Genomic DNA, 26,600 nt, shown 5'->3' on the forward strand with positions numbered 1-26,600 from the left:
GGCGGAGTTGCATTCGCGTGATGGCGGAGACACTTCCTCGAACGATCCGCCCCGGCCGCCGCCTACGATGAAGGCATGAACCAGCAGGGCATGCTCGCCGATGCGCTCCGACAGCAGATCATCGACGGCGCCTTCGCACCCGGTTCCCGACTGTCGGAATCGGCCATCGCGGAGCACTTCGGCGTGGCACGCAACACGCTGCGCGAGGCGTTCCGCGCCCTCTCCGAGCAGGGTCTGCTCGAGCACGTGCCGCACCGGGGCGTCTCCGTCGCCTCGCCGTCGATCGCCGACGTGATCGACATCTATCGCGCACGTCGCATCATCGAGTGCACCGCGCTCCTGCACTCCGAGCCGGAGCATCCGGCGGTCCAGCAGATGCAGGAGGCCGTGCTCGCCGCCGAGGCCGCGGCGCACGACGCACTCCTCGACGACGCCGAGACGTGGCGCGCGGTGGGCAGCGCCAACATGGCGTTCCATGTCGCCCTGGTGTCGCTCGCGGACAGCCCCCGTCTGGCCCGCACCTACCGTGACCTCGCGGCAGAGCTGAGACTCGCGTTCCTGAAGATCGACGATCCTCGCTCGCTGCACGAGCCGTTCGTGCGCAAGAACCGCGCGGTGCTCGACACCTTCCTCGCCCGCGGTGCGGCGGCCGGTGCGGCCGAGCTCGAGCGCTACCTCGTGCAGTCCGAGCGCGTGGTGCTCGGGGCCTTCGCCCGGATGCAGCTGGGCTGACGCCGTCCGCGATGGAGGGTCGGCCGCAGCTCGGTCACTCCTCGTCCCGCAGAGCCCCCGCCGCCCTGGTCCTCGCGTCCGGATCCCGGGGCGCGAGTTGCAGCGGAAGCCCCGCCTCGGGCTCGGGCAGGCCGTAGAGACGCCGCACCCAGCGTCGGGCGTCTTCGAGCGGGTAGGTGTCGCCGTAGACGGCGTACTTCATGAAGACGCCCTCGAGGGTGGTGCGCAGCATGATCTCCTCGAGCGGAGGATCGGCGGCACCCCTCTCGCGGAAGATCTCGCGGACGGCGTTCTCCGATGCGATCGCCTGCTCGGCGAACCGGGTCTCGGCCTCGGCGAACATGCGGTGGGTGCTGGGCTGCTGCTGCATCGCGAAAACCGCTCGCTGCACCGGGAGGGCGAAACCGGTGGCGGCGAGAGCACCGTCGATGATCCCGGCGAGCCGGACGTCGGCGGGCCCTTCGACCTGCGGGATCGCGAAGAGCGCCTCGTACCAGCGGTCGATCACGGCGGCCACGAGTTGGTCCTTGCCGCCGAAGTGGTAGCTCACGAGTCCCTGCGCGACCCCCGCGCGGCGGGTGATCTCGGCGATGCTCGCGCCGGAGACGCCACGTTCGGCGAACAGGATGATGGCCGATTCGAGAATGGCTTCGCGGGCGCGCTCCCGCGCGGCCCGGTTGTGTTCGTCTGAACGTGCCATCGGTGTCCCGCTCCCCAGCATCGGACGACTTCGGATTTCCCCCCGGAGGCTATATATTAGCGACTGAATAGCTGTTCAAGCTATGAGCGGCCCCAGGCCCCACCCTCAGGAGTGTGATGAGCCCGACATCATGGTTCACGCGTCCCCAGAGGCTCGCGCCATCCGAGCGGTTCTCCACCACCGACACCGAGGCGAACGAGATCGCGCTGGGCCTGCTGCAGATCAGCTCCCTCCCGTCCGGGCCCTGGAACGACCCGACGGCCCCCTCTCTGGGACCTGACGACAGAGCGCTCGTCGCCGAGACGTGGGGCATCCGCTCCCGTGACGACTGGCTCGGCATGATCGACCATCTCAGCACCGTGCGACGTCGACGTCAGGCCTGGATGCTCCGTCTGGCTGTCCGCAACGACCTGGACACCGCCCTCGGGCGTGTGCCGACCACGCGGGAGTGGCTCGCGGGGATCGTCGCCGAAGGCGGAGATGCGCGCGACGCGTTGCCGTTCGTGGCCGGCATCGAGCGCATCGAGCGCGAGGTGCGCAGACGAGTCGGAAAAGATGTCGTGACGCCCGATGTGTATGTGCGCACACTCGACGCGTACGCGCTCGGTCAGGCCGTGGCGATGACGACGTGGGGTGTCGCGCTCGGATACGCCGACGTCGCAGAGGCCCGCCGCATCATCCATCGGATCAACGTCGACACCCGCCCGTCGTTCGTGTCATGGGTCGATTTCGGCCTGAGCTACATCGCCGGGCGGGTCATGCACTGGAGCGACGGGAACCTCGACGCGGAGTCGTTCGAGAAGTACGGCGAGGTGTGGACGGATTTCGCGACGGCAGTGATGCCCAAGCGCAACGGCCCGTGGGCGACGCTGCCGTGGCCCGCGACGATCGATCAGCGGTCACGGGACCGGATCGGCTGATCGCCCGAAGACCCACGGATGCGGACCGACCTGGAGGGGCGTATGGTCCGCATCCGTGTTCTTCGGTCGCACCCGTTCGATCCCGGCCCGCGCGAGGTCACGACGAGGCGCGCACCACGAGTTCGGTCGGCAGGATCGTCGTGTGCGCCGGGTCGCGCCCGGCCAGGCGCGAGAGCAGCACTCCGGCCATGGCCTCCCCCTGCGCGTACATGGGCTGCCGCATGGTGGTCAGCGGCGGGTCGGTGCTCAGCGCGACCGACGAGTCGTCGAACCCGACGAGCGCCACGTCCTCGGGAACACGGATGCCGGCCGAGCGCAGCGCCGTGAGCGCGCCACGGGCCATGAGGTCGCTGGCGACGAAGATCGCATCCGGACGCCCCGCCGCGAGGATGCGGCGCGCGGCATCCGCTCCGCTGGCTTCGCTGTAGTCACCGGCCTCCTCGGCGAACGGCGAGAGCCCTGCATCGGCCAGTGCCCCGCGGAAGCCCTGCACACGGTCGACGGAGGAGACCATCGTGATGGGCCCCGAGATCGTGGCGATCCGCGTGCGACCGGTCTCGATCAGGTGCTGGGTGGCGGTGCGGGCGCCGGCGACGTTGTCGACGTCGACCACGTAGTCGCCCTCGCGGATGCGCACCGGCCTGCCGCCCCAGACCACGGGCACGGCATCGGCGACCCGGTCGATGAACGCGTCGCTCGTGTGGTGCGAGACGATGAGCGCGCCGTCCACACCGCCGTTGCGCACGAAGCTCGTCATCTTGTCGCCGGGGTCGTCGCTCGCGATCAGCAGGTTGAGCAGGTAGTCCGAGCCCCGGAGCGCCCCCGTGATGCCCGCGACGATCGCCGCGAAGAAGGGATCTCCGAAGAACCGCGTGGTGTCCTCGGGCACGATCAGGGCGATCGCGTGGGTCTGTCGGGACGCGAGTGAGCGAGCCGCGCGGTTGGGCACGTAGCTGAGCTCCTCGATGGCCCGCTTCACCGACTCGAGGGCTTCAGGACTCACCGCCGTCGACCCGTTGACGACGCGTGACACCGTCGACCGTGAGACTCCGGCGGCCGATGCCACCTCTTCGATGGTCGCTCGTGACGACACGACTCTCCCTCCGTCCGGCGGCGAGGCCGGATGCTCCCTGGTGACGCCGCCCGGCGTCAGAGAGCGCGAGCGGCGATGATGCGAGCGTACTCCCGACCGGAGTCCTTCAGACTCCGCTCCTGGGTGTCGTAGTCGACGCGCACGATGCCGAACCGCTTGTCGTAGCCCCAGGCCCACTCGAAGTTGTCGAACATCGACCAGTAGAAGTAGCCGCGCACGTCGACGCCGGCATCCGCCGCATCGAGCACGGCGGCCAGGTGCAGGCGCAGGAACTCGGTGCGGTCCTCGTCGTGCACGCGGGTCTCACCGTCTTCGACGACCGCGACGTCGTCATAGGCGGCACCGTTCTCGGTCATGTAGAGCACGGTTCCGGCGGGCTCGGCGTACTCGGTCCACACGCGCTGCAGCAGACGGGTGAGCCCCTCGGGCTGCACCTCCCAGTTCTGCGCCGTGCGCGGGAGTCCGCGTTCGACGGGGTGGATGCCCTCGCTCGACGGATACGGGCTTCGACCGACCCGGTCGGTCGCGGGGCCGCCGCTGAGCGGGGTCCACTCAGGGGCGGGAGCCGTGCCCGAGACGAAGTCGCCGTGGTAGTAGTTGACGCCCTGCGTGTCGATGCGCTGAGAGATGACGTCGAGGTCGCCGTCGTGCACGGCATCCGTGAAGCGGGCGACGGCATCGGCATCCACCGACCGGATGTCCCGGATGATGTCGTCCGGGTACACGCCCCGGTAGATCGGGTCGAGGAACCAGCGGTTGAACTGGCCGTCGACGCGACGCGCGGCGTCGATGTCTGCGGGGTTGGTCGGATCGGCGGGGTCTGCGACCGTGTGGTTCAGCGTGATGCCGAGATTCAGGCTCGCATCCCGGCCACGCAACTCACGGACCGTCTCGCCGTGGGCGAGCAGCAGGTGGTGCGCCGAGAGCAGACCCTCGGCGACGCTCGTGTGACCCGGAGCGTGCTCGCCGCCGGTATAAGAGAGGAACGACGAGCACCACGGCTCGTTCAGGGTCGTCCACACGTTCACCCGATCGCCCAGGGCGTCGTGCATCGTGCCGGCGTACTCGAGGAAGCGTCCGACGGTGTCACGGTTGGTCCACCCGCCGGTCTCCTGCAGCGCCTGCGGCATGTCCCAGTGATAGAGCGTCAGCCAGGGCAGGATGTCGTTCGCGAGCAGCTCGTCGACCAGGCGCTCGTAGAAGTCGACGCCCTTCACGTTGACCGCGCCGCCGTCGGGCCGGACGCGCGACCACGAGGTCGAGAAGCGGTAGGTCTGCAGCCCGAGCTCCTTCATGAGAGCGACGTCCTGCGGATAGCGGTGGTAGTGGTCGCACGCCACATCGCCGTTGTCGCCGCCGATCACGGCGCCGGGCTCCCTGCTGAAGGCATCCCAGATCGACGCGGTGCGCCCGTCTTCGAAAGCCGCCCCTTCGATCTGGTACGCCGCTGTCGCGGCGCCGAACAGGAAGTTCTCGGGAAAGGCACGGGTCATAGGGGTCATCCTTTCACCGCGCCCGCCATGATGCCACTGACCAGCTGCCGGCCCGCCACGACGAACAGGACGAGCAGCGGAAGGGTCGCGAGCACCGCACCGGCGAGCACGATGGAGTAGTCGATGTAATAGCCGGACTGCAGCTGGCTGAGGGCCGTCTGCAGTGTCGGGTTCTGCGGGGAGAGCACGATCAGCGGCCAGAGGTAGTCGGTCCACGCCGTCATGAAGGTGAAGAGGCCGAGGATCGCCATGGCAGGGCGAGCGGCCGGGATGCCGACGGTGAGGAACGTGCGGAACTGGTTCGCGCCGTCCATCCGCGCCGCCTCGATCAGCTCGTCGGGGATCACGTCGACCAGGTACTGCCGCATGAAGAAGACGCCGAAGGCGGTGACCAGTGTCGGCACGATGACCGCGCCGATCGATCCGGTCCAGCCGAGCTCCCGCATCAGCATGAACAGCGGGATGATGCCGAGCTGCGTCGGGATCGCCATGGTCGCGATCACGAAGATCATCAGTCCGTCGCGGCCCTTGAAGCGCAGCTTGGCGAAGGCATAGCCGGCGAGCGTCGAGAACGTGACGACCGAGACCGTGATGATCGCCGAGATGAGGAACGAGTTGCCCAGAGCGAGCCAGAACGGGATCGCGTCGAACACCTTGGCGGCGTTGGTGAAGAAGTTGCCGCCGGGGATCAGCGGCAGGGTTTCGCCACGCGTGGCGTTCGTGCCGCTCGCCACGACGACCGACCACCACAGCGGGTAGACGCTGCCGATGATGAACGCGGCGAGCAGGCCGTAGGTGAGGAAGCCGGGGCGGCTGCCGATCCCGGCGTTGCCGCCCACGGCGCCTCGACGGCGGCGGATCTTCTCGGGGACGCTCAGCGCCTGGGTGGCGGTCATCGCGCATTCTCCTCGGTCGTGGTGGCGATCGTCGTGCCGGCGGCGGCCGTCGCGGCTGCGGCGGCAGCGGCGGTGCGGGCTCGTCGGCGCGCGACGCGGCTCTTCGGAGCATCCCCGGTCGAGATGCGTCGGGAGATCAGGAAGTTGATGACGCCGATGCCGACGATGAGCAGGAACAGCAGGATGGCGACGGCGGATGCTTCGCCGAGGTCCCGGCGGAAGAAGGCGAGCTCCCACAGGAACAGCACGGTCGTCTGGAACTGCCGGTCGCTGCCGCCGATGCCGCCCGCGGTCGAGACGTCGAACAGCCGGGGCTCGGCGAAGATCTGCAGACCGCCGATCGTCGCCGTGATGATCACGAAGATCAGCGTCGGGCGGATCGTGGGGATCGTGATCGAGAAGAACCGGCGAGCAGCGCCGGCTCCGTCGAGGGCTGCCGACTCGTAGAGATCGCGCGGCACCGCCTGCATGGCGGCGAGGAGGATGAGGGCGTTGTAGCCGGTCCAGCGGAAGTTCACCATCACGGCGATCGCGAGGTGCGACAGGGCCGTGTTGTGCTTCCACTCCTGGTCGGCGATGCCGATCAGATTGAGCAGGTTGTTGGCGAGGCCGTCGGCCTCGTTGAAGATGCTCGAGAAGATGATGGCGACGGCGACGGGGGTCACGACGAACGGGATGAGAACGCTCATGCGCCAGAACGTCGGGGCACGCAGGCCGCGGTCGAGGAGGTAGGCGATCACCAGGGCGACCGCGAGCTGCGGGATCGCCGACAGCAGGAAGATGCTCAGGGTGTTGAAGATCGAGTTCCAGAACATCGGGTCGCCGAGGATCTCGACGAAGTTCCCGGCGCCGATGAACTCGCCCTGCCCCTTGAGCAGGTCCCACTCGTGCACGGCCACCCACACCGTGTAGAGCAGCGGGAAGAGTCCGACCAGCCCGAAGAGCAGGAAGAACGGCGAGATGTAGAAGTACGGGGAGGCGTTCTGGTCGAACCGCGAGATGCGGTGCCGCCAGGGACGCCGAGCCGCGGCATCCGTCTTCGGGCTCTTCGCGTCGTTCGACGACGCGGATGCCGTCTCCGAGCGCTCATGCGTGAGGGTCATGACTCTTCCTTGGTCCTGTTCCGGGCTTCCGTGGTGCTCCGGTCACAGCCCGTGCCGCGCCGGTGAAGGCGGCGCGGCACGAACTGCGACCGGAACGGATGCGGTGGCTGGGTCAGTCGACCAGCTCGTTCAGGAGCTCGACCGCGGCATCCCAGGCGCCCTGGGTGTCGGTCTCGCCACGGTCGAGGCCGCTGAGGGCCGGACCGAAGACGTTCTCCTGGATCACCGAGTCATCGGCGCCCTTGAACTGGGCGACGACGCCCTTGGCACGCTCGGCGAGGATGGCACCGGTGGGTGCGTCGTTGAAGAACGCGTTCGGAGTCGCCTCGGACGAGAGCGTCTCCTGCGCCTTGATCGTCGAGGGGAAGTTGCCCGCGGCGGCGGACTGCTTGACCTGCTGCTCGGGCTGCGTCAGCCAGTCGGCGAGGTCGGCCGCGGCCTCCTTGTGCTGCGAGCTCTCGGGGATCGACAGGAACGCGCCGCCCCAGTTGGCTGCGCCGCCGGGGAAGACGTCGGCGAAGTCCCAGCCGGTGGAGGCGTCGCCGCCGCCGGCCTCGACCTGGCCCTGCACGACGCCGAGCATCCAGCCCGGGCAGACGAACGTGGCGAAGGTGCCGTCGACGAACGACTTGCCGCCGTTCCAGTCCCACGCGGTCTGTGCAGCGGACTGACCGCCTTCGGTCGCGGCTCCGAGCAGCTCGAAGCGCTCCTTCAGCTCGGCGTTGTCCTCGACGTTCAGCTCGCCGTCAGAGGTGTAGTACCCCTCGTCGAGCTGGTTCACCATGGCGTTCCAGACGAAGCCCGAGTGGTCGTACCAGGCCTTGCCGGTCTTGGCCGTGTACTCGGCGCCGACCGCGAAGTAGTTCTCCCAGTCGCCGTTCAGCAGCTCGGCGACGGACTCGCGGTCGCTGGGCAGGCCGGCTGCCTCGAAGGCGGCGCCGTTGTAGCAGATGCCGCTCGGGCCGATGTCGGTGCCGTAGCCGATCACGCGGCCCTCGGCGTCGGTCGCCTGTCCGTACTTCCAGTCGACCCAGTCGGACTTGCGGTCTTCGATGCCGTAGTCGCGCAGGTCGACGAAGGTGTCGGAGACGTCCATGATCGCGCCGAGCCACCCCTCCTCGATCGCGACGACGTCACTGAGACCCGAGCCGGCTGCGATCTTCGTGAACGCGTCGGTGCGGGCGTTGCCGCCGGTGTCGATGTTGGTCGCCTCGATCGTGACGTTCGGGTTCGCCTTCTCGTACTCGTCGTAGAGGTCGTCGTATCCGAAGGTGCCGAAGGTGGTGACGGTCAGTGTGACCTTCTCGTCACCGGAAGCGCTGTCGCCGGCATCGGCGGAGGCGCAGCCGGCGAGGGCCAGGGCGGAGACGGATGCGACGGCTGCTGTCGTCAGGATCCGCTTGCGGGCACGTGTGTTCACAGTTCACTCCTTTGTGGTGGGTCGTGCAGTGGTGGTGCGGGTGGTGCTCGGGGTCGTGCGGGGGCTTTCCGTGATGGCTTCCCGTGAGGATTCCTGTGGGAGCGCTCCCATGCACTGTCCAGTGACTCTATGGGAGCGCTCCCACGGTGTCAAGCCCGAGCCTTTCGCGTAGCCTTGACCGGTGCCCGACACCGATCTCTCCCCCGCCCTCGTCCGCGCCGAATCCCTGATCCGCAGCATCCCCGACTATCCCGAGGCGGGGATCATCTTCCGCGACATCACCCCGCTGCTCGCCGACGCAGAGGCTCTGCAGGCGACCACCGATGCGATCATCGCGCCGTTCGCCGGACAGTTCGACGTCGTGGCGGGCATCGAGGCGCGCGGCTTCATCCTCGCCGGAGCGGCCGCGATCGCCGCAGGTGTCGGCCTCATCCCGATCCGCAAGGCCGGCAAGCTGCCCCGCCCCGCGGCATCCGTCGACTACGCCCTCGAATACGGCACCGCGACGATCGAGATGCACGACGATCTGCCCGCCGGATCCCGCGTGCTGCTCATCGACGACGTGCTCGCCACAGGGGGCACGCTCGCCGCCGGACGCGAACTGGTCGAGCGCCTGGGCAGCCACGTCGTCGGCATCTCCGTGCTGTTCGAGATCGACGGTCTCGGCGGCCGCGAGGCGATCGGCGACCTGCACACCGTCTTCCACGCCTGAGCCCCGTCACCCGGGAATCGGGCGAGTCCCGAGCCGGTAGACTGGACACGCCCGTCCGCCCGCGACTTCCGGAGCCGTTCATGCCCACCATCGTCGTCGACGTCATGCCCAAGCCCGAACTGCTCGACCCGCAGGGGAAGGCCGTGTCCGGCGCATTCTCCCGTCTGGGCGTCGAGGGCTTCTCCGATGTCCGCATCGGCAAGCGCTTCGAGCTCACCGTCGAAGGCGAGGTCACCGACGAGATCCTCGCCGAGGCCCGCCGCATCGCCGATGAGGTGCTCTCCAACTCCGTGATCGAGGACGTCGTCGGCATCGAGGTCGCCGAGTGACCACGCGCATCGGCGTCATCACCTTCCCGGGCTCGCTCGACGACCGCGACGCTCAGCGCGCCGTGCGCATCGCCGGCGCCGAGCCGGTCGCCCTCTGGCACGGTTCGCACGATCTCGAGGGCGTCGACGCCCTCGTGCTGCCCGGCGGCTTCAGCTACGGCGACTACCTGCGCGCCGGTGCGATCGCCGCGCTCTCGCCGATCATGGCGGAGGTCAAGGACGCCGCGGCCAAGGGCATGCCGATCCTCGGCATCTGCAACGGCTTTCAGATGCTGGTCGAGGCGCACCTGCTGCCCGGCGGCCTGATCCGCAACGATCACCAGCACTTCGTTCGGCGCGATCAGAAGCTGATCGTCGAGAACTCCGACACCGCGTGGACCAACCGCTTCCGCACGGGCCAGGAGATCACGATCCCGCTGAAGAACGCCGACGGCGGGTACATCGCCGACGAGGAGACGCTCGACCGTCTCGAGGGCGAGAACCTCGTGGCATTCCGCTATGCGGGCGTGAACCCGAACGGCTCCCTGCGCGACATCGCCGGACTCACCAACGAGGCCGGCAACGTCGTGGGTCTCATGCCGCACCCCGAGCACGCGACCGAGGCCGGCTTCGGCCCCGACACCTCGGCCGCCATGCGCTCGGGCATCGACGGCGTCGACGTCTTCACCAGCGCGATCGCCGCCGTCGCCCGCGTCGCCGCGTAAGCGGTAGGCGCGCGCAGCCGGGGCCAGTTCTGCACCCGCGCGCACAGCCGGGGCCAGTTCCGCACCTGAAACTGGCGATTCGGGTGCAATAGTGACCACGCACCGCGCCGGAGGTGCACTAGTGACCCCGCACCGCGCCCGACGTGGCGGCAGGCGTCAGAGCGGGACGGGTCAGTCGACGGGCAGCGCGAAGGGATTGTCGCCTGCGGCGGCGAGCAGGTACCAGGCCGTCGCACCGGTGTGCAGGCTGGCGTAGTAGAGGTCGCCGAAGCCCGAGTCGAGGCCGTCGGTCGACGTCGCCACGATCCCCTTGCCGTCGCCGTTGGGCGCATCGCGCTGACCGAGGCGGATGCTGCTCAGCAGCGACTCCACGCGCTCGGCGTCACCGGGCGCATCGCGCAGCGTGAGAGCGAGCGCCAGGTGGCCGGATCCCTCGAACCACACCTTCGACACGTCGGCGTCGCTGATCGACGCGCCCTGATACTGCCCGTCCGTCGCGATGAGGTGGGTCAGCGTCCAGTCCAGCGAGGTGTCGTAGCGGGGGTCGCGCGTGGCGAGCGAGCTCCAGGTCTGCGCGTCGAGGGGAATGGGGCGGGTGTTGACCGTCGACCCGTCCAGCAGGGTGCCCGTGTCGACATGGCCGTCGGCGCTCTGCATCGCGGCCACGAAGGCCGACGCGACGCCCGCCCGATCGGCCCAGACGGAGTCGCCGGTGAGCTGTGCGAGCTGCGTGAAGAAGCCGGCGATATCGCTGTTGTGCTCCGTGGACTTCCACTCCAGCGACGAGCCGTTCTCGAGCTGGCCGCCGGTGTAGCCGAAGGGCGCTCGCACCATGTCGGCGGTGTTGTTCTGGATCCATTCGGCGATCTGCACCGCCCCGGCGAGGTACTTCGAGTCGCCGGTCGCGTGGAAGAGACGCGCGAGCGCCATACCGGTCCAGGCCTGGTTGCCGGTGAACGTGCCGGGGCCGGTGATCTCGACCCTCCCCTGACGGATGCCGTGCGGCTCGTACGAGGTGCGCACTCGGCCGTCGCCGATCGGGTCGTTCGCCTGCACGAAGAGCAGGGTGTCGCCGATGGTCCGCGCCCGACGGATGTCGTCGGGGAGCCCGCGTGCCGTGTACGCGATCACGACGAGGGCGTCGTCGTAGACGAACGACGGGGTGAAGTCCCAGGTCGGCAGGTCGGTGAAGAAGCCTCCCTGATAGCTGCGGGGAAGGCAGTGCCCCGCGCCGTCGCAGAACTCGTCGACGCGCGCATCGAGGAACTCGTAGGCGAGGGCGACCGACAGAGTCGGATCCGGTGCGGCGGTCGGGTCGTCGGCGGGGGCATCACCGGAGGCCGCGGTGGTCACGCCCGCGACCATCGCGGCGGCGATGAGTGCGGCGGCGAGCATCCATGGCGCTGAACGGCGCGATGAACCCGACATGAAGACCCCCTTGGTCTGAACCGCAGTCGGCGACCGCAGGCGACCAGGAGGTCACGTGCAAAATGCTGGCATACCAGGAAGTCTCGGCGGAAGTGGCGAAGGTCTAGTCTTTCGAGGCGCCCGGCGTGTCGCGCCCCGCGAGTAGCATGCGAGCCATGCCCATCACACTGGAGAACGTCGGCATCGCCGTGCGCGACCTCGAGGCGACGATCGCCTTCTTCACCGATCTCGGCCTCACCGTGCTCGGTCGGGACGAGGTCAGCGGCGAATGGGCCGACACCGCCGTCGGCCTCGACGGCAACCACGCGAAGATCGCCGTGCTGCAGACACCCGACGGCCACGGTCAGCTCGAGCTGTTCGAATACATCCATCCCGACGCGATCGAGACCGAGCCGACCCTGCCGAACGAGATCGGGATGCACCGGGTGGCGTTCTCCGTCGACGACATCGACGAGTCCCTGGCCATCGCTGCCCGGCACGGATATCACCCGCTGCGAGGAGTCGCGAACTACCAGGGCGTCTACCGGCTCACCTATCTGCGCGGCCCGAGCGGGATCCTCGTCATGTTCGCGCAGGACCTCACGACGGATGCCGCGGCGAGCTAGCCGAGAGCCGGCGGCCAGACGCCGATGATCACGGCCATGACCACGATCGTGACGATCTCGTGTGCGATGTTCATGGTGGTCAACGCCGTCGGGCGGCCCTCGAAGGCGTCGTGCGTGATGAACCGCGCGGCCGTGAACCCGGCCCACAGCAGCACGCCGGTGACGACGGCGGCCCAGAAGAACGATCCGTCGTAGAAGTGCCAGGCGATCGCGGATGCTCCGGCGAGCACCCACGCCGTCGCGAAGCTCACGATCACGGTGGTGATGATCGCCATCGTCGCGCTCGCCCCCGGACCGTCCATGTCGACGTTCGCGAGCTTCGACCAGCGGGTGCCGAACACCTTCGGCGCGTACCAGATCGAGCCGACGATCATGCTCGAGGCGGTCGCGAGCAGAACGGCCCAGTAGTTGATCTCGGGAACCATGACAGCCTCCTGTGGTCGGATGCCCGAAGCATACTCCCGGGCCTGCAAGCGGCTGCGGACCGGCGCAGAATATCGGCTCCCCGAATCGATTCGATGCTCGCTCTGGCAATCATGTAAGCGTTTGCACTAATCTATTGCCATGGCACAGCTTGAGCAGATCGCAGCCCCCGGTTCCGAGTGGTGGCGCAGCGCGGTCATCTACCAGATCTACCCCCGTTCGTTCGCCGACGCCTCGGGCGACGGCATCGGCGACCTGCCCGGCATCACCAGCCGGCTCGACTCGCTGAAGGAGCTCGGCGTCGACGCGATCTGGCTGAGCCCGTTCATGACGAGCCCCCAGCGGGACGCCGGCTACGACGTCGCCGACTACCGCGACGTCGACCCGCTGTTCGGCACCCTCGACGACTTCGACACGATGCTGAACGAGGCGCACGCCCGCGGCATCCGCGTCGTGGTCGACCTGGTCCCCAACCACTCGTCGGCGCAGCACGCCTGGTTCCAGGAGGCCCTCAAGGCTGCTCCCGGCAGCCCCGAGCGCGCGCGGTACATCTTCCGCGACGGCAAGGGCAAGAACGGCGAGCTGCCCCCGAACAACTGGGAGTCCGTCTTCGGCGGCGGCATGTGGGAGCGCGTGACCGAGGCCGACGGCACGCCGGGCCAGTGGTACCTGCACATCTTCGACCCGACGCAGCCCGACTTCGACTGGAACAACGAAGAGGTGCGCGAGGAGTTCCGCTCGATCCTGCGCTTCTGGCTCGACCGCGGCGTCGACGGCTTCCGGGTCGACGTGGCCCACGGCATGATCAAGGCCGACGGCCTGCCTGACTACACGCCCCCGGCAGACGCCGACTCGATGGGCGGCGGCGAGGCGAACGTGCCGTACTGGGGCCAGGACGGCGTGCACGACATCTACCGCGACTGGCACAAGGTGCTGGCCGAGTACGACGGCGACCGCGCTCTGTGCGGTGAGGCCTGGATGCCGACGCTCAAGCAGACCGCCCTGTGGGTGCGCCCCGACGAGATGCACCAGACCTTCAACTTCCCCTACCTCATGACCGAGTGGGACGCGAAGGCTCTGGGGTCTGTCATCCGCGAATCCCTCGACGCTTTCGGCGAGGTCGGCGCACCCAGCACCTGGGTGCTGTCGAACCACGACGTCGTGCGCCACGCGTCGCGACTCGCGCTCACGGCCGAGAACCCGCAGGGCGAGGGCATCGGCCCGAACACCCCGCACAAGCCCGACACCGCCATCGGACTCGCCCGCGCTCGCGCGGCGACGACCGTGATGCTCGCGCTTCCGGGTTCGGCATACCTCTACCAGGGCGAGGAGCTGGGCCTGCCCGAGGCGATGGAGATCCCCGACGCCTTCCGTCAGGACCCGACGTGGTTCCGCACCAACGGCGAGCGCTACGGTCGCGACGGATGCCGTGTGCCGCTGCCGTGGGAGGCGGATGCTCCGGCGTTCGGCTTCAACGAGACCGGTGCGTCGTGGCTGCCGCAGCCCGCCGACTGGGCGTCGTACTCGCGCGAGGTCGAGGAGAAGGACGAGACCTCGACCTTGTCGCTGTACAAGCAGCTGCTCGCCGGTCGCCGCGAGCACGGCTTCGGAAGCGGCTCCCTCGTGTGGGAGGATGCCGGAAAGCACGCGGTCGCGTTCCGTCGCGGTGCGGTGCACGTGGTCGCGAACCTCGGCAAGAAGCCTCTCGCACTCCCGGCCGACGCGACGATCGTCGTCAGCAGCCAGCCGTTCGAGGGCACCGACCTGCCCGTCGACACGGCGGTCTGGTACACCACGGCGTAAGCCGCACGACGTTCCGGTCGCAGTTCGCGCCGCCCCCGGCTCCGCCCGACGGCACGAACTGCGACCGGAACGGCTCAGAGAGGATCCCCCATGGCGAGCATCGATGAGGTCGCCCGGCTCGCCGGCGTCTCGACCGCGACGGTCTCGCGCGCGCTGAGCGGCCGAGGCCATGTGTCGGAGTCGGCCCGCCTGCGCGTGCAGGAGGCGGCATCGGCGCTCGGCTACGTCGTGTCCTCCCGCGCATCGAGCCTGGCATCGGGCCGCACCCGCAACATCGGGGTCGTGGTTCCCTTCCTCGACCGATGGTTCTTCAGCACCGTGCTGTCGGGGGTGTCGTCCGCGCTGATGCGCGAGGGCTACGACATCACCCTCTACAACATCACCGCCGACAAGGACGTGCGCCGCCATGTGTTCGACACCTTCCTGCGACGGCAGCGAGTGGATGCCGTGATCGCGGTCTCGATCGAGCTCGACGACGACGAGACGCAGTACCTGCTCGACCTCGGCCTGCCGGTGATCGCGATCGGCGGGCCGAACCCCAAACTCGACACCCTCACCGTCGACGACGTCGCCGTGGCCCAGCTGGCGACCGAGCACCTGATCGGTCTCGGACACCGCGACATCGCCCACATCGGCGCGAACCCCGAGTTCGACATCGACTTCCACATCCCGACGAATCGTCGCCTGGGCTTCGAGAAGGCGCTGGCGAAGGCCGGCATCCCTCTGAATCCTGCCTTCCTCGAACCCGCCGACTTCACGGTCGAGGGCGGATACCGCGCGGCGAAGCAGCTGCTCGGACGCCCCGGCCCGCGACCCACCGCCGTGTTCGCGGCATCCGACGAGATGGCGATCGGGGCGATCCTCGCCGCCCGCGACCTCGGATTCGCCGTGCCGGACGACCTCTCGATCGTCGGCATCGACGGTCACGAGCTCGGCGAGTTCTTCCGACTCAGCACCGTCGACCAGTTCCCCCTCGGGCAGGGCGAGCGTGCGGCAGATGCCGTGCTCGCGAAGCTCGCCGACGGCGAAGCCGCGGGAATACCGGCCGAGCTCCCCTACGAGCTGAACGTCCGAGGCACGACCGCGCGCTTGGTCTAGAAGCGGAATATCACCACGGGCGCCAGCATGCCGCCATACTGATGCGATGGACGCGCTCAACGATTTCGTGCTCTCTGCCGGCGATGGGCTCTGGACGTGGGTGGTGCTGCCGATCCTCGTGGTCCTCGGCCTGTACTTCACCGCGCGATCGGGCGTGGTGCAGTTCCGGCTGATACCGGAGATGTTCCGCACCCTCACCGACCGGACACCCCGGAAGGAGAACGGCGAGCCGCAATCGGTCTCGGCGTTCCAGGCGTTCACGATCTCAGCGGCCTCCCGCGTCGGCGTCGGGAACATCGCGGGCGTCGGCACAGCGATCGCCATCGGCGGCCCCGGCGCGATCTTCTGGATGTGGACGATGGCGTTCATCGGCGGTGCGTCGAGCTTCATCGAGTCGACCCTCGGTCAGGCGTTCAAGGTCCGCGACAAGGATGGCTTCCGCGGCGGTCCCGCGTACTACATGCAGCACGGACTCAAGGCGCGCTGGATGGGCATCCTCTTCGCCGTCATCCTGATCGTCTGCTTCCCCTTCGCCTTCAGCTCCCTGCAGGCGAACACGATCAGCGCCACCGTCTCCTCGAGCTTCGGCGGCGAAGTGGGCTGGATCCCCTGGGTCGTCGGCATCATCCTGGCCGTCCTGACCGCCCTCGTCGTCTTCGGTGGCATCCGTCGCATCGCCAGCGTCACGCAGGCGGTCGTCCCGGCCATGGCGCTGGGATACCTGCTGCTCGGCCTCGTGATCGTCGGTATGAACTTCGAGCGCCTCCCCGAGGTGTTCGCCTCGATCTACACCCAGGCGTTCGGGTTCAACGAGGTCGTCGGGGCCGCACTCGGAACCATCATCATGACCGGCGTCAAGCGCGGCATGTTCTCGAACGAGGCGGGTCTCGGCTCTGCGCCGAACGCGGGCGCCACCGCGGCGGTGACCCACCCGGTGAAGCAGGGACTCGTCCAGACCCTCGGGGTCTACTTCGACACGTTCCTCGTCTGCTCGATCACGGCGTTCATCATCCTGGTGTCCACGCCCGACCTCGCGAACGCGACCCGGGGCATCGGGCTCACGCAGAATGCGATCGTGAGCAACCTCGGCGAATGGTCGAACATCCTCCTGAGCATCATCATCTTCCTGCTGGCGTTCAGCTCGATCCTCGGCAACTACTACTACGGCGAATCCAACATCGAGTTCATCAGCAGCCGACCCGCCGTCCTCACCGCCTACCGCGTGCTCGTCGTCGCGATCATCTTCCTCGGATCGATCGCCTCGGCGGACATCATCTGGAACACGGCCGACGGCATCATGGGGCTCATGGCGATCGTGAACCTCGTGGCGATCGCGCTCCTGTCGGGCATCGCGTTCAAGCTGCTGCGCGACTACTCCGATCAGCGGCGTGCGGGGCTCGACCCTGTCTTCACCCGTGCGCGGATGCCCGAGGTCACGGGCATCCAGTGCTGGGAGGACGAGCTGAGCGTCACCGGTCCGATCCCCGTCCAGGGCGAGCAGCGCACCCGCCGGGGCTAGCGCGCGGCTGGTCGGCTAACCCGGCGCGGGCGACCGTGGCCGCTCCCGCTCCGGCGCGGACGCTACGCTGACGCGGGTGACGAACATTCGCGACCTGGTGCTGATCCCCGGCGGAACCTTCCGGATGGGGTCCGAGGACTTCTACCCCGACGAGCGCCCGGTGCACGAGCGCGAGGTCGCCTCGTTCGAGATCGACCGCTACGAGGTGACCAACGCGCAGTACGCGGAGTTCGTCGACGCCACGGGGTATATCACCGTGGCCGAGCGGCCTCTCGACCCGGCTGCCTTCCCGGATGCGGATCCGAGGGACCTCGTGCCCGGTTCCATGGTCTTCACGCCGACCGCCGGCCCGACCGACCTGCGCAACTGGCGCAACTGGTGGCGCTGGCAGGCTGGCGCCTCCTGGCGGCGTCCGTTCGGCCCCGACTCGTCGATCGACGATCGGCTGCAGCATCCGGTCGTGCACATCGCGTTCGAGGACGCGGTCGCCTACGCCGACTGGGTCGGGATGCGGCTGCCCACCGAGGCCGAGCACGAGTACGCCGCCCGCGGCGGGGTCGACGGTGCGCCTTTCGCCTGGGGCGACGAGATCTACCCCGGCGGCGAGGCGCAGGCGAACTCCTGGCTGGGTCGCTTCCCGTATGACAACCAGGGCGTCGGCGGCACGGCCCCGGTCGGGTCGTACGCCCCCAACGGCTACGGACTCTACGACATGATCGCGAACGTCTGGGAGTGGACGAGCGACTTCTACACGCCGCGGCATCTGAAGCTGTCGGACAAGCCGGTGGATCCCGGCAAGCGCGCGAACCTGTTGGCGGCGGCGAGCGCGCAGGAGGGCTTCCCGAGCATCCCGCGCCGGGTGCTGAAGGGCGGATCACACCTGTGCTCCCCCGACTACTGCCTGCGCTTCCGCCCGGCCGCCCGCTCGCCCCAGGCGGAGGACACCGGCATGTCGCACATCGGATTCCGCCTCACCCGCTCCGTGTGAGGCCCCCTGGGCATCGGCCCGAGCCCCTGGTTGGCTGAGCCGCACGGGCGCCTGCCCGGCCTCACCGCCGACCGAGGAGCGACAATGTCCGACAAGCCCAACATCCTCATCATCTGGGGCGATGACATCGGCATCGCCAATCTGAGCACCTATACCGACGGCCTGATGGGCTATCGGACTCCGAACATCGACCGGATCGCCGATGAGGGCGCGAAATTCACCGATTACTACGGCGAGCAGAGCTGCACCGCCGGGCGTGCGGCGTTCATCACCGGACAGAACCCCTATCGCACGGGTCTCACGAAGGTGGGGATGCCGGGGGCGAAGCTGGGGCTCCAGCCCGAGGATCCGACGATCGCGGATGCGCTCAAGCACCACGGCTACGCGACCGGCCAGTTCGGCAAGAACCATCTCGGCGACCGCGATGAGCACCTGCCGACGGCGCACGGCTTCGACGAGTTCTTCGGCAACCTCTATCACCTGAACGCCGAGGAGGAGCCGGAGCACCCGGACTACCCGACCGACGAGGAGTACCCCGGGTTCAGCGAGCGGTTCCGCCCGCGCGGCGTGATCCACTCGTGGGCGAACGACGACGGCACGCAGCGCATCGAAGACACCGGTCCGCTGACGAAGAAGCGCATGGAGACCGTCGACGAAGAGTTCCGCGATGCTGCGGCGGACTTCATCCGCGCTCAGGCCGACGACGACACCCCGTTCTTCGTGTGGTTCAACTCGACCCACATGCACTTCCGCACCCACACCAAGGAGGAGAGCAAGGGGCGCGCCGGACGCTGGCAGTCGGAGTATCACGACACGATGCTCGATCATGACGACGTGGTGGGCAGTCTGCTCGATCTGCTCGACGAGCTCGGCCTCGCCGAGAACACGATCGTCATGTACTCCACCGACAACGGCCCGCACATGAACAGCTGGCCGGATGCCGGCATGACGCCGTTCCGCAACGAGAAGAACTCGAACTGGGAGGGCGCCTACAGGGTCCCGGCGATGGTGCGCTGGCCCGGGCACGTCCCCGCCGGCACGACGCTCAACGGCATCGTGAGCCACAACGACTGGTTCGTGACGCTGCTCGCGGCGGCCGGCGACACCGACATCGCCGAGCGTCTGAAGGCGGGCACGGATCTGCACGGCACCGACTTCAGGGTCCATCTCGACGGCAACAACCAGCTCGACTACATCACGGGAGTCGCCGAGCACAGCCCGCGACGACACTTCTTCTACGTCTCGGACGACGGCGACCTCACGGCGCTGCGCTTCGAGAACTGGAAGTTCGTCTTCCTGGAGCAGCGCGCGGTCGGAACCCTGCAGGTGTGGCAGGAGCCCTACATCGAGCTGCGGTTCCCGAAGCTCTTCAATCTGCGCACCGATCCGTTCGAGCGCGCCGACATCACCTCGAACACCTACTGGGACTGGGTGCTCGACCACATCTTCCTGTTCATCCCGGCCCAGGCGTATGTGGCGAACATGCTGCACACCCTTGCCGAGTTCCCTGCTCGCCAGGAATCGGCATCGTTCACGATCACCCAGGTGATGGCGAAGCTGCAGTCGACGGTCGGCAGCTCCTGACCGTCGCCCTCAGGCGTCGAGCGGCGATCGGCGGGCGAGCGCGTTGCGCCTCGCGAGCATCAGCCCGCCGATCACCGCGGCGATCAGGGAGCCGAGGAGCACGCCGATCTTGACGTGCTCGTCGGCGACCGAACTCGACCCGTAGGCGAGCTCGCCGACGAGCAGGGAGACGGTGAATCCGATTCCCGCGAGGAACGCCATGCCGGTGAGGTCGGGCCAGCGCAGCGATTCGTCGAGGCGCAGAGCGGGCACCCGGCTGAGCAGGAACGTGGTCGCGAGGATCCCGATCGGCTTCCCCAGGACGAGGCCGACGATGATGCCGATCGCGATCGGATCGGTCAGCGCCGACGCGAGCCCCGCGAGTCCGCCGATCGTGACGCCCGCCGCGAAGAAGGCGAACACGGGCACGGCGAACAGCGTCGCCACGACACCCCACCGGTCGGCGAAGTGCGGGGCGAGGCCGTCGTAGAGGGGCTCGCCGTCGGCATCCGTCCCTCGCGGCACCCGAGCGCGCTCGGTCGGGATGACAGGAACGACGAAACCGAGGAGGACTCCGGCGACGGTCGCGTGGATGCCGGCGGCATGGATGCAGACCCACACGGCGATCGCGAGAGGCATCAGGATCCACCACGCCCGCACGCCCTTCTGCACGAGCAGCGCGAATCCGGCGAGGGGCAGCAGCGCGAGAGTCAGCCAGGGGAAGCTGATCGAGTCGGTGTAGAAGGTCGCGATGATCGTGATGGCGATCAGGTCGTCGATGATCGCGAGTGTGAGCAGGAAGACGCGGAGCGCCGGTGGGAGGAACTTCCCGACCACGGCGATCACGGCGACCGCGAACGCGATGTCCGTGGCGGTCGGGATGGCCCAGCCGCGCAGGGCGTCGCCGTCGCCCGCGTTGATCAGGGCGAAGATGATCGCCGGCACGATCACCCCGCCGACGGCTGCGGCGATCGGCAGCGCGGCCTGACGCGGATCGCGCAGTCGGCCGGTGACGAACTCCTCCTTCAGCTCGAGACCCACGACGAAGAAGAAGATCGCGAGCAGGCCATCCGCTGCCCAGGCCCCGACGCTCAGATCGAGATGCAGCTCGGGGATGCCGAACGTGAAGTCGCGCACCGACTCGTACCACGACACGGCGGGGGTGTTGGCGAGGATCAGCGCGGCGACGGTGGCGGCGAGCAACAGCGAACCCCCGAGCACCTCGCTGCGGGCGTTGGAGCGGATGCCTCGCCACAGCTCATGGGGAGCCAGGCGGAGACGGGGACGGGTGCGGACAGGAGAAGCGGACATGACGAGACCTCACGCGGGAGAAGGGGTGAACGACGCGGAAGACAGCACCCCACAGAGGCGCGGTCTAGTCGCGTGGCGGCGGGCAGCCCGCGATCTCGCCGTGCGAGAGAGTGCCCCAGACGCTGGTCCACCCGTTCGTGCCCGGGTGGAGCACGACGCGCATCCATTCCTTCATCGGAGTCGCCGAGCGCAGCTCATGCGGAGCGCGCGCCGAACCGGCGATCGAGAGGAGGGCCATGGAATCAGCCTATCGGGATGACCGCACGCCGACCTGAGGAGCGCAGCAGGATCAGACGGCTCGCAGGGCGTCGCCGGCGGCGTCGAGAGCACCCTCGGCGAGGGAGAAGTACGCCCACTTGCCGCGCTGCTCACGCGTGACGAGTCCGGCGTCCGCCAGCAGCTTCATGTGATGCGAGACCGTGCCCTGCGACAGACCGACCGGGTCGGTGAGGTCGCAGATGCAGGCTTCGCCACCCGCGGCCGACGAGATCAGCGAGAGCAGGCGGATGCGCGTCGGGTCGCCGAGCGCCTTGAACAGGCGGGCGATCCGTTCGGCCTCGGCGAGCGGAAGAGCGGATGCCGCGCGCGGCGTGCAGCAGCCCGTCTGATCGATCGTCACCGGAAGCGTCATGCGCTCATCCTCTCACGTATTGACAATCTTCGATACGTGGGCGACGCTTCTCGTATTGAAGTCTTTCGATCTGAGGAGATGTCGTGTCCGAGCTTCCCATCGTCGTCATCGGCGCGGGGCCGCAGGGTCTCGCAGCGGCGGCGCATCTCGTCGAACGCCGCGAAGACGTCGTCGTCCTCGAACGAGGGCGCGGCCCTGCCGCCGCGGTCTCCGAATGGGGCCACGTGCGCCTGTTCTCGGCGTGGCCCGAGCTGACGGATGCCGCCGCGCGTCGTCTGCTCGAGCCGACCGGGTGGACCGCACCGACCGCAGGCTGTCCGACCGGGGCGGAATGGGTGAGCGACTACCTGGCGCCTCTCGCGGGCGCACTCGGTGAGCGGATCCGGTACGGCACCGCCGTCACGGGCGTCGCTCGCCAGGGTCGCGACAAGGTCGTCGAGTCCGGACGCAGGAACCAGCCGTTCGTCGTGCACACCCTCGACACGGACGGCACCGAATCGCGGATCCGCGCCCGGGCGGTCATCGACGCGAGCGGCACCTGGGACCTCCCCCACCCTGCGGGCGCAGACGGCTTCCCCGCCGTGGGCGAGGCCGCGGCATCCGATCTGATCTCCTATCGCATCCCCGACGACGTGTCCGAGCTCGCGGGTTCGCATGTGGTCGTCGTCGGAGCGGGACACTCCGCCACGCACGCCGTGCTGCGCCTGAGCGAACTGGCCCGCCGGTCGCCGGGGACCCGCGTCACCTGGCTGCTCCGCCGAGGGAGCGCCGCGAACGTTCTCGGGGGCGGCGCCGGAGACGAGCTGCCCGAACGCGCAGCGCTCGGCTCTCGGGTGTCGAAGGTGATCCATGACGGTGTCGTCGAGGTGGTGACAGGATTCCGAGTCGCCGAGTTCCGGCGGGACGGGAGCGGCCTGGTGATCGTCGCCGAAGACGGACGCGAGATGGCAGAGATCGCGCACGTGTTCGCGCTCACCGGATTCCGGCCGGACACCGGCATCCTGCGCGAACTCCGAATCGATCTCGACCCCGCTCTCGATGCGGTCGCCGGCATCGCCTCCGAGATCGACCCCAACATCCACTCCTGCGGTTCGGTGGGCGCGACCGGTGCCCGACAGCTCATGCAGCCGGAGGAGTGCCTCTTCATCGTCGGCGCGAAGTCCTACGGTCGAGCTCCGACCTTCCTCGCCCTCACCGGATACGAGCAGGTGCGCAGCGTCGCGGCCCACCTCGCCGGCGATCACGAGGGCGCGGCCCGCAACGAACTCACCCTGCCCGCGACCGGCGTATGCGGGGGATCAGGAGACTTCGACGACGGCGCGGGCGGATGCTGCGCCGCGCCGGCCGTGCTGCAGATCGGCCTGCGCCCCGTCACCGTCGGCTGATCGCGATTCACCGGGCGCTGGGCCCTCAGGCCGAACCCACCTCGCGCTCCCACGCCTGTGTGGCGATCTGCACGGCATCCCACGGGGAGCCGAGCGGGGGCGTGTAGGAGAGATCGAGGTCACTCATCGCAGCGACGGTCATCCCGTGGTGCAGCGCCGTGGCGTAGGTGTCCACGCGCTTCGAGATCTCTGCGCCGCGCGTACCGACGAGCTGCGCGCCGACCAGTCGGCCATCCTGACTATCGCCCGTGATACGCATGCTGATGGGTGTCGCCCCCGGGTAGTAGCGCTTATGGTCGTCCGCGAGCGCGGTATGGCTTCGCGGTGCGAACCCTGCCGCCTCTGCTTCGTGGTCGCGGAGCCCCGTGCGAGCGGCCACCACGTCGAACACCTTGACCACCTGCGTGCCGAGGCTTCCGGCGAACCGAGCGTCGCCGCCGATCGCGTTCTCGCCCGCGACGCGCCCCTGCTTGTGGGCCGTCGTGCCGAGCGGGAGGTAGGTGACGCCGAGAAGACGGTGGTGCGTCACGACTCCATCGCCCGCGGCCCAGACGTGCGGAAGGCCGGTGCGCATCCGCTCGTCGACGACCACGGCGCCGCCCGCTCCCGTCGACGCACCGGCAGCGGTGAGAAGCCCGGTGTTGGGGCGCACGCCGACGACGACGAGCACCACGTCAGCAGTGCGGGAGAACGCCTCGCCGTCGCGGGTTCCCCGGACTGAGATTCCGGCCGCGTCTCGGATGACGGCTTCCACCCGCGTGCGGGTGAGGACGTCGACGCCGTGGCGGGTGAGTTCGTCATGGACGAGGGAACCGAGTTCGGGATCGAGAGTAGAGAGCACTTCGGGTCCACGCTGGAGTTGGGTGACCTGGAGGCCGCGCACGGTGAGGGCTTCGGCCATCTCGAGGCCGACGTAGCCCGCTCCGACGATGATCGCCGTCTCGGGCTGATGTTCATCGAGATACCTCTCGAGCGCGAACGTGTCGCCCATCGAATGCAATAGGTGCACGCCGTCGTCGGGGCCGAGCTGATCGAGCCCTGCGATGCCGGCCGTCGACGGCGATGCCCCCGTGCCGACCATGAGTTCGTCGTACGCGATGGTCGATTCCGTGCCGTCGGCGTTGCGGACGGTGAGCCGGCGGCTGTCGACGTCGATGGCGGTCGCGAGAGTGTTGAGCCGGAGGTTCATGCCGGTGGCTTCGAGATCGGCGTGTGTGCGGTGGGCGAGCGACTGCCAGGGCTGCACCTCACGGGAGAAGTAGTACGGGATGCCGCAGATGGAGAAGTTCGGATACGCGTCGGCCACCACGACGGTGACATCGACGGACGGGTCGAGTTCGCGGGCGCGGATGGCGGTCGAGATTCCGGCGTCGCTTCCGCCGATCGCTACGAGGTGCATGAGCGTGCCTTTCAGGGCCGGTTTTCGAGCTGCGGAACCACGACGTCGCCCGCGGTGCGGGCGACGGTCGGGTAGAAGAGGAGCAGGAGCGCGAGGCCGAGGGCGGCGCCGACGAGCTGGGCGAGGATGAACGGCGCAACGGATGCCGGCGCAATGCCGGCGAAGGTATCGGTGAACATCCGGGCGATCGTCACCGCAGGATTCGCGAACGAGGTCGAGCTGGTGAACCAGTAGGCCGCGCCGATGTAGGCGCCGACGGCCGCCGCCGTGACCGACCCCGCGCCGGTGCGTGCCAGCGCGAAGATCAGTAGAACGAGCCCGGCGGTGGCGACCACCTCGCCGATCAGATGCCCGCCTGTCGAGCGTTCATTGAGGGAGAACGCGGGCGCCGCGTCGAACATCGCCCCGGCGAGAAGCGTGCCGGAGACCCCGCCGAGAATCTGTGCGAGCACATAGGGAGCGACATCACGCACCGGGATACCCGTCCCGGCGCGGCGGCCCAGCAGCCAGTCCACGATCGTCACCGCAGGGTTGAAGTGCGCCCCGGACACGGGGCCGCAGCAAGACCGAGCGCCGTGGTGAGGCTGTTCTCGAGGAGCTGCAATCCAGTGTCTTCCGGAGACAGTCGCTGCGCGGCGATGCCCGAACCGACGACGATGGCGACGAGGAGGCCGGTTCCGACGTACTCGGCAGCAGCGCGGCGCATGAGATGGGGTCGATGGGACACCGGGGGTGAGGAGGTGGCGGTATTCATGTCGGCTCATCTTGACTTACGCCAAGTACTTCAGTCAACATTGAAGTAATGAACATCGATCGACCGCAGAGTGCCGAGGAGCGCGCCGCGAAGCACGCTGCACTCGGCGACCCGTCGCGCCTGCGCATCGTCGACCTTCTCACCCTGGGAGATCTGTCCCCGAGCGAGATCAGCGTGGCGTTGGGACTCCCCTCGAACCTGATCACCCACCATCTGAACGGACTGGAGTCGGTCGGGATGGTGTCCCGTTCGAGGTCAGAAGCCGACAAACGTCGCAATTACGTCCACCTCGTCGACTCCGCACTCGACGGGCTCACCCCGGGGCGCGTCGAGCGCGCGAGCCGCGTCGTCTTCGTCTGCACAGCGAACTCGGCGCGGTCTCAACTCGCCGCGGCGCTATGGTCGACCCACAGCAGCATCCCTGCCACATCCGCAGGAACCCATCCCGCCGATCGAATCGATGCAGGAGCCGTCGCTGTCGCCGGCCGCCGCGCGATCGACCTGCCCGACGAATCGCCGCGCGCGCTCGAGTCGGTGTGGGATACGTCAGATCTGGTTGTCACCGTCTGCGACAACGCGCACGAAGAGATCGGCCTCACCGGGCACCTGCACTGGTCCATCCCGGACCCTGTCCGCCTCGGCACGGACGATGCTTTCGATACCGCTTTCGAAGAGCTGGAACGCCGCATCACGGCGCTGGCCCCGCGTCTTGCCGCCATCCCACCGCACCGGAAAGAGACCACATGACCGACCGCACTCCCCGCGTCCTGTTCATCTGTCAGCACAACGCGGGTCGCTCTCAGCTCGGCGCTGCCCTTCTGGAGCACCTCGCGGGTGATCGCTTCACTGCCGCATCAGCCGGCCTCGCTCCAGCCGACGAGGTCAACCCGGCGGTCGCAGCCACCGTCGCGGAGCTGGGAATCGACATCACCGACCGAACGCCGCGGGCCGTCACGCCCGACGACCTGGATGCGGCAGACATCGTGGTCCTCATGAAGCCGGGGCTCGCCCTGCCATCCACCCCTCGCGGCGAAGTGCTCGAGTGGTCGTTCCCCAATCCCGAGTCTTGGGACGCCGATGCCGTACGCCCCCTGCGAGAGGCCGTGTCGAACAAGATTCGAGAGACGCTGCTCGTCCGGAGCACGACAACCGGCACGACCACCACCAAGCCCTCCGTCCTCTTCGTGTGCGTGCACAATGCCGGACGCTCGCAGATGGCCGCAGGTTTTCTGCGCGAGGTCGCCGGGGACCGCATCGAGGTGCGCTCCGCCGGCTCCATGCCCGCCGACCAGATCAACCCGATCGCGGTCGAGGCCATGAGCGAACTCGGCATCGACATCACCGCCGAGCAGCCCAAGGTGCTCACGACCGAGGCCGTGCAGGCATCCGATGTCGTGATCACGATGGGATGCGGCGACGCCTGCCCGTTCTTCCCCGGCAAGCGCTACGAGGACTGGGAGCTCGACGACCCGGCCGGGCAGGGCATCGACTCCGTGCGCCCGATCCGCGACGACATCCGCCGTCGCATCGAGGCGCTCGCGGGCGAACTGCTCGCCTGACTCTCACTCCATCGGGAGGAGATCTGCGGACG

The 26,600-nt window shown here is 68.5% G+C and carries 26 protein-coding genes and 2 pseudogenes; 15 read left to right on the plus strand and 13 right to left on the minus strand.

Features of this window, described 5'->3' with window-relative positions; genetic code table 11:
• The first annotated feature begins 75 nt into the window (after positions 1-75).
• Positions 76-732, plus strand: a complete 657-nt coding sequence (locus tag BEP68_RS00555) for a GntR family transcriptional regulator (protein ID WP_053098594.1) — start codon at positions 76-78, stop codon at positions 730-732.
• A 34-nt stretch (positions 733-766) separates the two neighbouring features.
• Here the strand turns inward: BEP68_RS00555 and BEP68_RS00560 are convergent, their stop codons facing one another.
• Positions 767-1,432, minus strand: coding sequence for a TetR/AcrR family transcriptional regulator (locus BEP68_RS00560; protein ID WP_187248929.1), 666 nt, complete (start codon positions 1,430-1,432; stop codon positions 767-769).
• A 116-nt stretch (positions 1,433-1,548) separates the two neighbouring features.
• On the opposite strand from BEP68_RS00560, the gene BEP68_RS00565 reads away from it, so the two are divergent.
• Entirely contained in the window at positions 1,549-2,352 is an 804-nt protein-coding gene (locus BEP68_RS00565; RefSeq protein WP_187248930.1) for a DUF1266 domain-containing protein, read from the plus strand.
• 97 nt (positions 2,353-2,449) lie between these two features.
• On the opposite strand, the gene BEP68_RS00570 is transcribed toward BEP68_RS00565, so the two are convergent.
• From BEP68_RS00570 to BEP68_RS00590, 5 genes are all read right to left on the minus strand, one after another.
• The gene (locus tag BEP68_RS00570) at positions 2,450-3,445 is read right to left on the minus strand and encodes a LacI family DNA-binding transcriptional regulator (RefSeq protein ID WP_056276469.1); all 996 of its coding nucleotides are present in this window, start codon (positions 3,443-3,445) and stop codon (positions 2,450-2,452) included.
• Positions 3,446-3,501: 56 nt separating this feature from the next.
• Positions 3,502-4,938 (minus strand): glycoside hydrolase family 1 protein, encoded by a 1,437-nt coding sequence (locus tag BEP68_RS00575; RefSeq protein ID WP_187248931.1) that lies wholly within the window; start codon positions 4,936-4,938, stop codon positions 3,502-3,504.
• Positions 4,939-4,943: 5 nt separating this feature from the next.
• Positions 4,944-5,834 (minus strand): carbohydrate ABC transporter permease, encoded by an 891-nt coding sequence (locus BEP68_RS00580; RefSeq protein WP_053098590.1) that lies wholly within the window; start codon positions 5,832-5,834, stop codon positions 4,944-4,946.
• Positions 5,831-6,937, minus strand: a complete 1,107-nt coding sequence (locus BEP68_RS00585; RefSeq protein ID WP_187248932.1) for a carbohydrate ABC transporter permease — start codon at positions 6,935-6,937, stop codon at positions 5,831-5,833. The genes BEP68_RS00580 and BEP68_RS00585 overlap by 4 nt, the downstream gene beginning before the upstream one ends.
• 112 nt (positions 6,938-7,049) lie before the next feature.
• Complete coding sequence (locus BEP68_RS00590; RefSeq protein WP_072590620.1) at positions 7,050-8,357, minus strand: ABC transporter substrate-binding protein; 1,308 nt, start codon at positions 8,355-8,357, stop codon at positions 7,050-7,052.
• A 181-nt stretch (positions 8,358-8,538) separates the two neighbouring features.
• Between BEP68_RS00590 and BEP68_RS00595 the strand changes: the two genes are divergently transcribed.
• The 3 genes from BEP68_RS00595 to purQ all read left to right on the plus strand — a co-directional run bounded on the left by BEP68_RS00595 (position 8,539) and on the right by purQ (position 10,102).
• Positions 8,539-9,069 (plus strand): adenine phosphoribosyltransferase, encoded by a 531-nt coding sequence (locus BEP68_RS00595; protein WP_053098587.1) that lies wholly within the window; start codon positions 8,539-8,541, stop codon positions 9,067-9,069.
• An 80-nt stretch (positions 9,070-9,149) separates the two neighbouring features.
• Positions 9,150-9,398, plus strand: coding sequence for a phosphoribosylformylglycinamidine synthase subunit PurS (purS, locus tag BEP68_RS00600; protein WP_053098586.1), 249 nt, complete (start codon positions 9,150-9,152; stop codon positions 9,396-9,398).
• A complete protein-coding gene (gene purQ / locus BEP68_RS00605) occupies positions 9,395-10,102 on the plus strand; it encodes a phosphoribosylformylglycinamidine synthase subunit PurQ (protein WP_187248933.1) in 708 nt (235 codons plus the stop codon). Before purS ends, purQ begins: the two co-directional genes overlap by 4 nt.
• 171 nt (positions 10,103-10,273) lie before the next feature.
• Here purQ and BEP68_RS00610 read toward each other — a convergent pair whose 3' ends face one another.
• Positions 10,274-11,530, minus strand: a complete 1,257-nt coding sequence (locus BEP68_RS00610; RefSeq protein ID WP_187248934.1) for a hypothetical protein — start codon at positions 11,528-11,530, stop codon at positions 10,274-10,276.
• Positions 11,531-11,685: 155 nt separating this feature from the next.
• Here BEP68_RS00610 and BEP68_RS00615 point away from each other — a divergent pair, with 155 nt between their 5' ends.
• Positions 11,686-12,135 carry a VOC family protein gene (locus BEP68_RS00615; RefSeq protein WP_056277679.1) on the plus strand — a complete coding sequence of 150 codons (450 nt, stop codon included), beginning with the start codon at positions 11,686-11,688 and terminating at the stop codon, positions 12,133-12,135.
• Here the strand turns inward: BEP68_RS00615 and BEP68_RS00620 are convergent.
• Positions 12,132-12,560 carry a DUF1761 domain-containing protein gene (locus tag BEP68_RS00620; protein WP_187248935.1) on the minus strand — a complete coding sequence of 143 codons (429 nt, stop codon included), beginning with the start codon at positions 12,558-12,560 and terminating at the stop codon, positions 12,132-12,134. The two genes, BEP68_RS00615 and BEP68_RS00620, sit on opposite strands and share 4 nt — an antisense overlap.
• A 139-nt stretch (positions 12,561-12,699) precedes the next feature.
• On the opposite strand from BEP68_RS00620, the gene BEP68_RS00625 reads away from it, so the two are divergent.
• From BEP68_RS00625 to BEP68_RS00645, 5 genes are all read left to right on the plus strand, one after another.
• Positions 12,700-14,361, plus strand: coding sequence for a glycoside hydrolase family 13 protein (locus BEP68_RS00625; protein ID WP_053098582.1), 1,662 nt, complete (start codon positions 12,700-12,702; stop codon positions 14,359-14,361).
• A gap of 90 nt (positions 14,362-14,451) precedes the next feature.
• Positions 14,452-15,459, plus strand: coding sequence for a LacI family DNA-binding transcriptional regulator (locus BEP68_RS00630; protein WP_187248936.1), 1,008 nt, complete (start codon positions 14,452-14,454; stop codon positions 15,457-15,459).
• A 46-nt stretch (positions 15,460-15,505) separates the two neighbouring features.
• Positions 15,506-16,978, plus strand: coding sequence for an alanine/glycine:cation symporter family protein (locus BEP68_RS00635; protein WP_187248937.1), 1,473 nt, complete (start codon positions 15,506-15,508; stop codon positions 16,976-16,978).
• A gap of 94 nt (positions 16,979-17,072) precedes the next feature.
• Entirely contained in the window at positions 17,073-17,966 is an 894-nt protein-coding gene (locus BEP68_RS00640) for a formylglycine-generating enzyme family protein (protein ID WP_187249293.1), read from the plus strand.
• Positions 17,967-18,050: 84 nt separating this feature from the next.
• A complete protein-coding gene (locus tag BEP68_RS00645) occupies positions 18,051-19,550 on the plus strand; it encodes an arylsulfatase (protein WP_053098580.1) in 1,500 nt (499 codons plus the stop codon).
• Between the two features lie 9 nt (positions 19,551-19,559).
• On the opposite strand, the gene nhaA is transcribed toward BEP68_RS00645, so the two are convergent.
• The 3 genes from nhaA to BEP68_RS00660 form a co-directional block, all read right to left on the minus strand.
• Complete coding sequence (nhaA, locus tag BEP68_RS00650) at positions 19,560-20,840, minus strand: Na+/H+ antiporter NhaA (protein WP_187248938.1); 1,281 nt, start codon at positions 20,838-20,840, stop codon at positions 19,560-19,562.
• A 64-nt stretch (positions 20,841-20,904) separates the two neighbouring features.
• Positions 20,905-21,078, minus strand: coding sequence for a hypothetical protein (locus BEP68_RS00655; RefSeq protein ID WP_171821976.1), 174 nt, complete (start codon positions 21,076-21,078; stop codon positions 20,905-20,907).
• Positions 21,079-21,129: 51 nt separating this feature from the next.
• Complete coding sequence (locus BEP68_RS00660; protein WP_187248939.1) at positions 21,130-21,471, minus strand: ArsR/SmtB family transcription factor; 342 nt, start codon at positions 21,469-21,471, stop codon at positions 21,130-21,132.
• A gap of 83 nt (positions 21,472-21,554) precedes the next feature.
• Here BEP68_RS00660 and BEP68_RS00665 point away from each other — a divergent pair, with 83 nt between their 5' ends.
• Positions 21,555-22,856 (plus strand): NAD(P)-binding domain-containing protein, encoded by a 1,302-nt coding sequence (locus BEP68_RS00665; RefSeq protein WP_187248940.1) that lies wholly within the window; start codon positions 21,555-21,557, stop codon positions 22,854-22,856.
• Between the two features lie 25 nt (positions 22,857-22,881).
• Here BEP68_RS00665 and BEP68_RS00670 read toward each other — a convergent pair whose 3' ends face one another.
• Positions 22,882-24,255: an FAD-dependent oxidoreductase gene (locus tag BEP68_RS00670; RefSeq protein ID WP_072590613.1), complete on the minus strand. Its 1,374-nt coding sequence runs from the start codon at positions 24,253-24,255 to the stop codon at positions 22,882-22,884.
• Between the two features lie 11 nt (positions 24,256-24,266).
• Positions 24,267-25,009 (minus strand): annotated as a pseudogene (locus BEP68_RS00675) (aquaporin).
• Between the two features lie 48 nt (positions 25,010-25,057).
• Between BEP68_RS00675 and BEP68_RS00680 the strand changes: the two are divergent.
• From BEP68_RS00680 to BEP68_RS18070, 3 genes and pseudogenes are all read left to right on the plus strand, one after another.
• Positions 25,058-25,756 carry an ArsR family transcriptional regulator gene (locus tag BEP68_RS00680; RefSeq protein ID WP_072590611.1) on the plus strand — a complete coding sequence of 233 codons (699 nt, stop codon included), beginning with the start codon at positions 25,058-25,060 and terminating at the stop codon, positions 25,754-25,756.
• A pseudogene (locus tag BEP68_RS18065) lies at positions 25,753-25,995 on the plus strand (low molecular weight phosphatase family protein); the annotation flags it as partial. The gene BEP68_RS00680 and the pseudogene BEP68_RS18065, both read left to right, overlap by 4 nt.
• Positions 25,996-26,136: 141 nt before the next feature.
• Positions 26,137-26,568 carry an arsenate reductase ArsC gene (locus tag BEP68_RS18070; protein ID WP_261987683.1) on the plus strand — a complete coding sequence of 144 codons (432 nt, stop codon included), beginning with the start codon at positions 26,137-26,139 and terminating at the stop codon, positions 26,566-26,568.
• Positions 26,569-26,600 lie beyond the last annotated feature (32 nt).

This window comes from Microbacterium sp. 4-7 (assembly GCF_014332665.1).
GTDB lineage: Bacteria > Actinomycetota > Actinomycetes > Actinomycetales > Microbacteriaceae > Microbacterium.

Coding starts and splice junctions, on each gene's coding strand:
- BEP68_RS00555 (WP_053098594.1), top strand. CDS start 76: ATGAACCAGCAGGGCATGCTCGCCGATGCGCTCCGACAGCAGATCATC.
- BEP68_RS00560 (WP_187248929.1), bottom strand. CDS start 1,432: ATGGCACGTTCAGACGAACACAACCGGGCCGCGCGGGAGCGCGCCCGC.
- BEP68_RS00565 (WP_187248930.1), top strand. CDS start 1,549: ATGAGCCCGACATCATGGTTCACGCGTCCCCAGAGGCTCGCGCCATCC.
- BEP68_RS00575 (WP_187248931.1), bottom strand. CDS start 4,938: ATGACCCGTGCCTTTCCCGAGAACTTCCTGTTCGGCGCCGCGACAGCG.
- BEP68_RS00580 (WP_053098590.1), bottom strand. CDS start 5,834: ATGACCGCCACCCAGGCGCTGAGCGTCCCCGAGAAGATCCGCCGCCGT.
- BEP68_RS00585 (WP_187248932.1), bottom strand. CDS start 6,937: ATGACCCTCACGCATGAGCGCTCGGAGACGGCATCCGCGTCGTCGAAC.
- purS (WP_053098586.1), top strand. CDS start 9,150: ATGCCCACCATCGTCGTCGACGTCATGCCCAAGCCCGAACTGCTCGAC.
- BEP68_RS00610 (WP_187248934.1), bottom strand. CDS start 11,530: ATGTCGGGTTCATCGCGCCGTTCAGCGCCATGGATGCTCGCCGCCGCA.
- BEP68_RS00615 (WP_056277679.1), top strand. CDS start 11,686: ATGCCCATCACACTGGAGAACGTCGGCATCGCCGTGCGCGACCTCGAG.
- BEP68_RS00620 (WP_187248935.1), bottom strand. CDS start 12,560: ATGGTTCCCGAGATCAACTACTGGGCCGTTCTGCTCGCGACCGCCTCG.
- BEP68_RS00625 (WP_053098582.1), top strand. CDS start 12,700: ATGGCACAGCTTGAGCAGATCGCAGCCCCCGGTTCCGAGTGGTGGCGC.
- BEP68_RS00630 (WP_187248936.1), top strand. CDS start 14,452: ATGGCGAGCATCGATGAGGTCGCCCGGCTCGCCGGCGTCTCGACCGCG.
- BEP68_RS00635 (WP_187248937.1), top strand. CDS start 15,506: ATGGACGCGCTCAACGATTTCGTGCTCTCTGCCGGCGATGGGCTCTGG.
- BEP68_RS00645 (WP_053098580.1), top strand. CDS start 18,051: ATGTCCGACAAGCCCAACATCCTCATCATCTGGGGCGATGACATCGGC.
- nhaA (WP_187248938.1), bottom strand. CDS start 20,840: ATGTCCGCTTCTCCTGTCCGCACCCGTCCCCGTCTCCGCCTGGCTCCC.
- BEP68_RS00655 (WP_171821976.1), bottom strand. CDS start 21,078: ATGGCCCTCCTCTCGATCGCCGGTTCGGCGCGCGCTCCGCATGAGCTG.
- BEP68_RS00660 (WP_187248939.1), bottom strand. CDS start 21,471: ATGACGCTTCCGGTGACGATCGATCAGACGGGCTGCTGCACGCCGCGC.
- BEP68_RS00670 (WP_072590613.1), bottom strand. CDS start 24,255: ATGCACCTCGTAGCGATCGGCGGAAGCGACGCCGGAATCTCGACCGCC.
- BEP68_RS00680 (WP_072590611.1), top strand. CDS start 25,058: ATGAACATCGATCGACCGCAGAGTGCCGAGGAGCGCGCCGCGAAGCAC.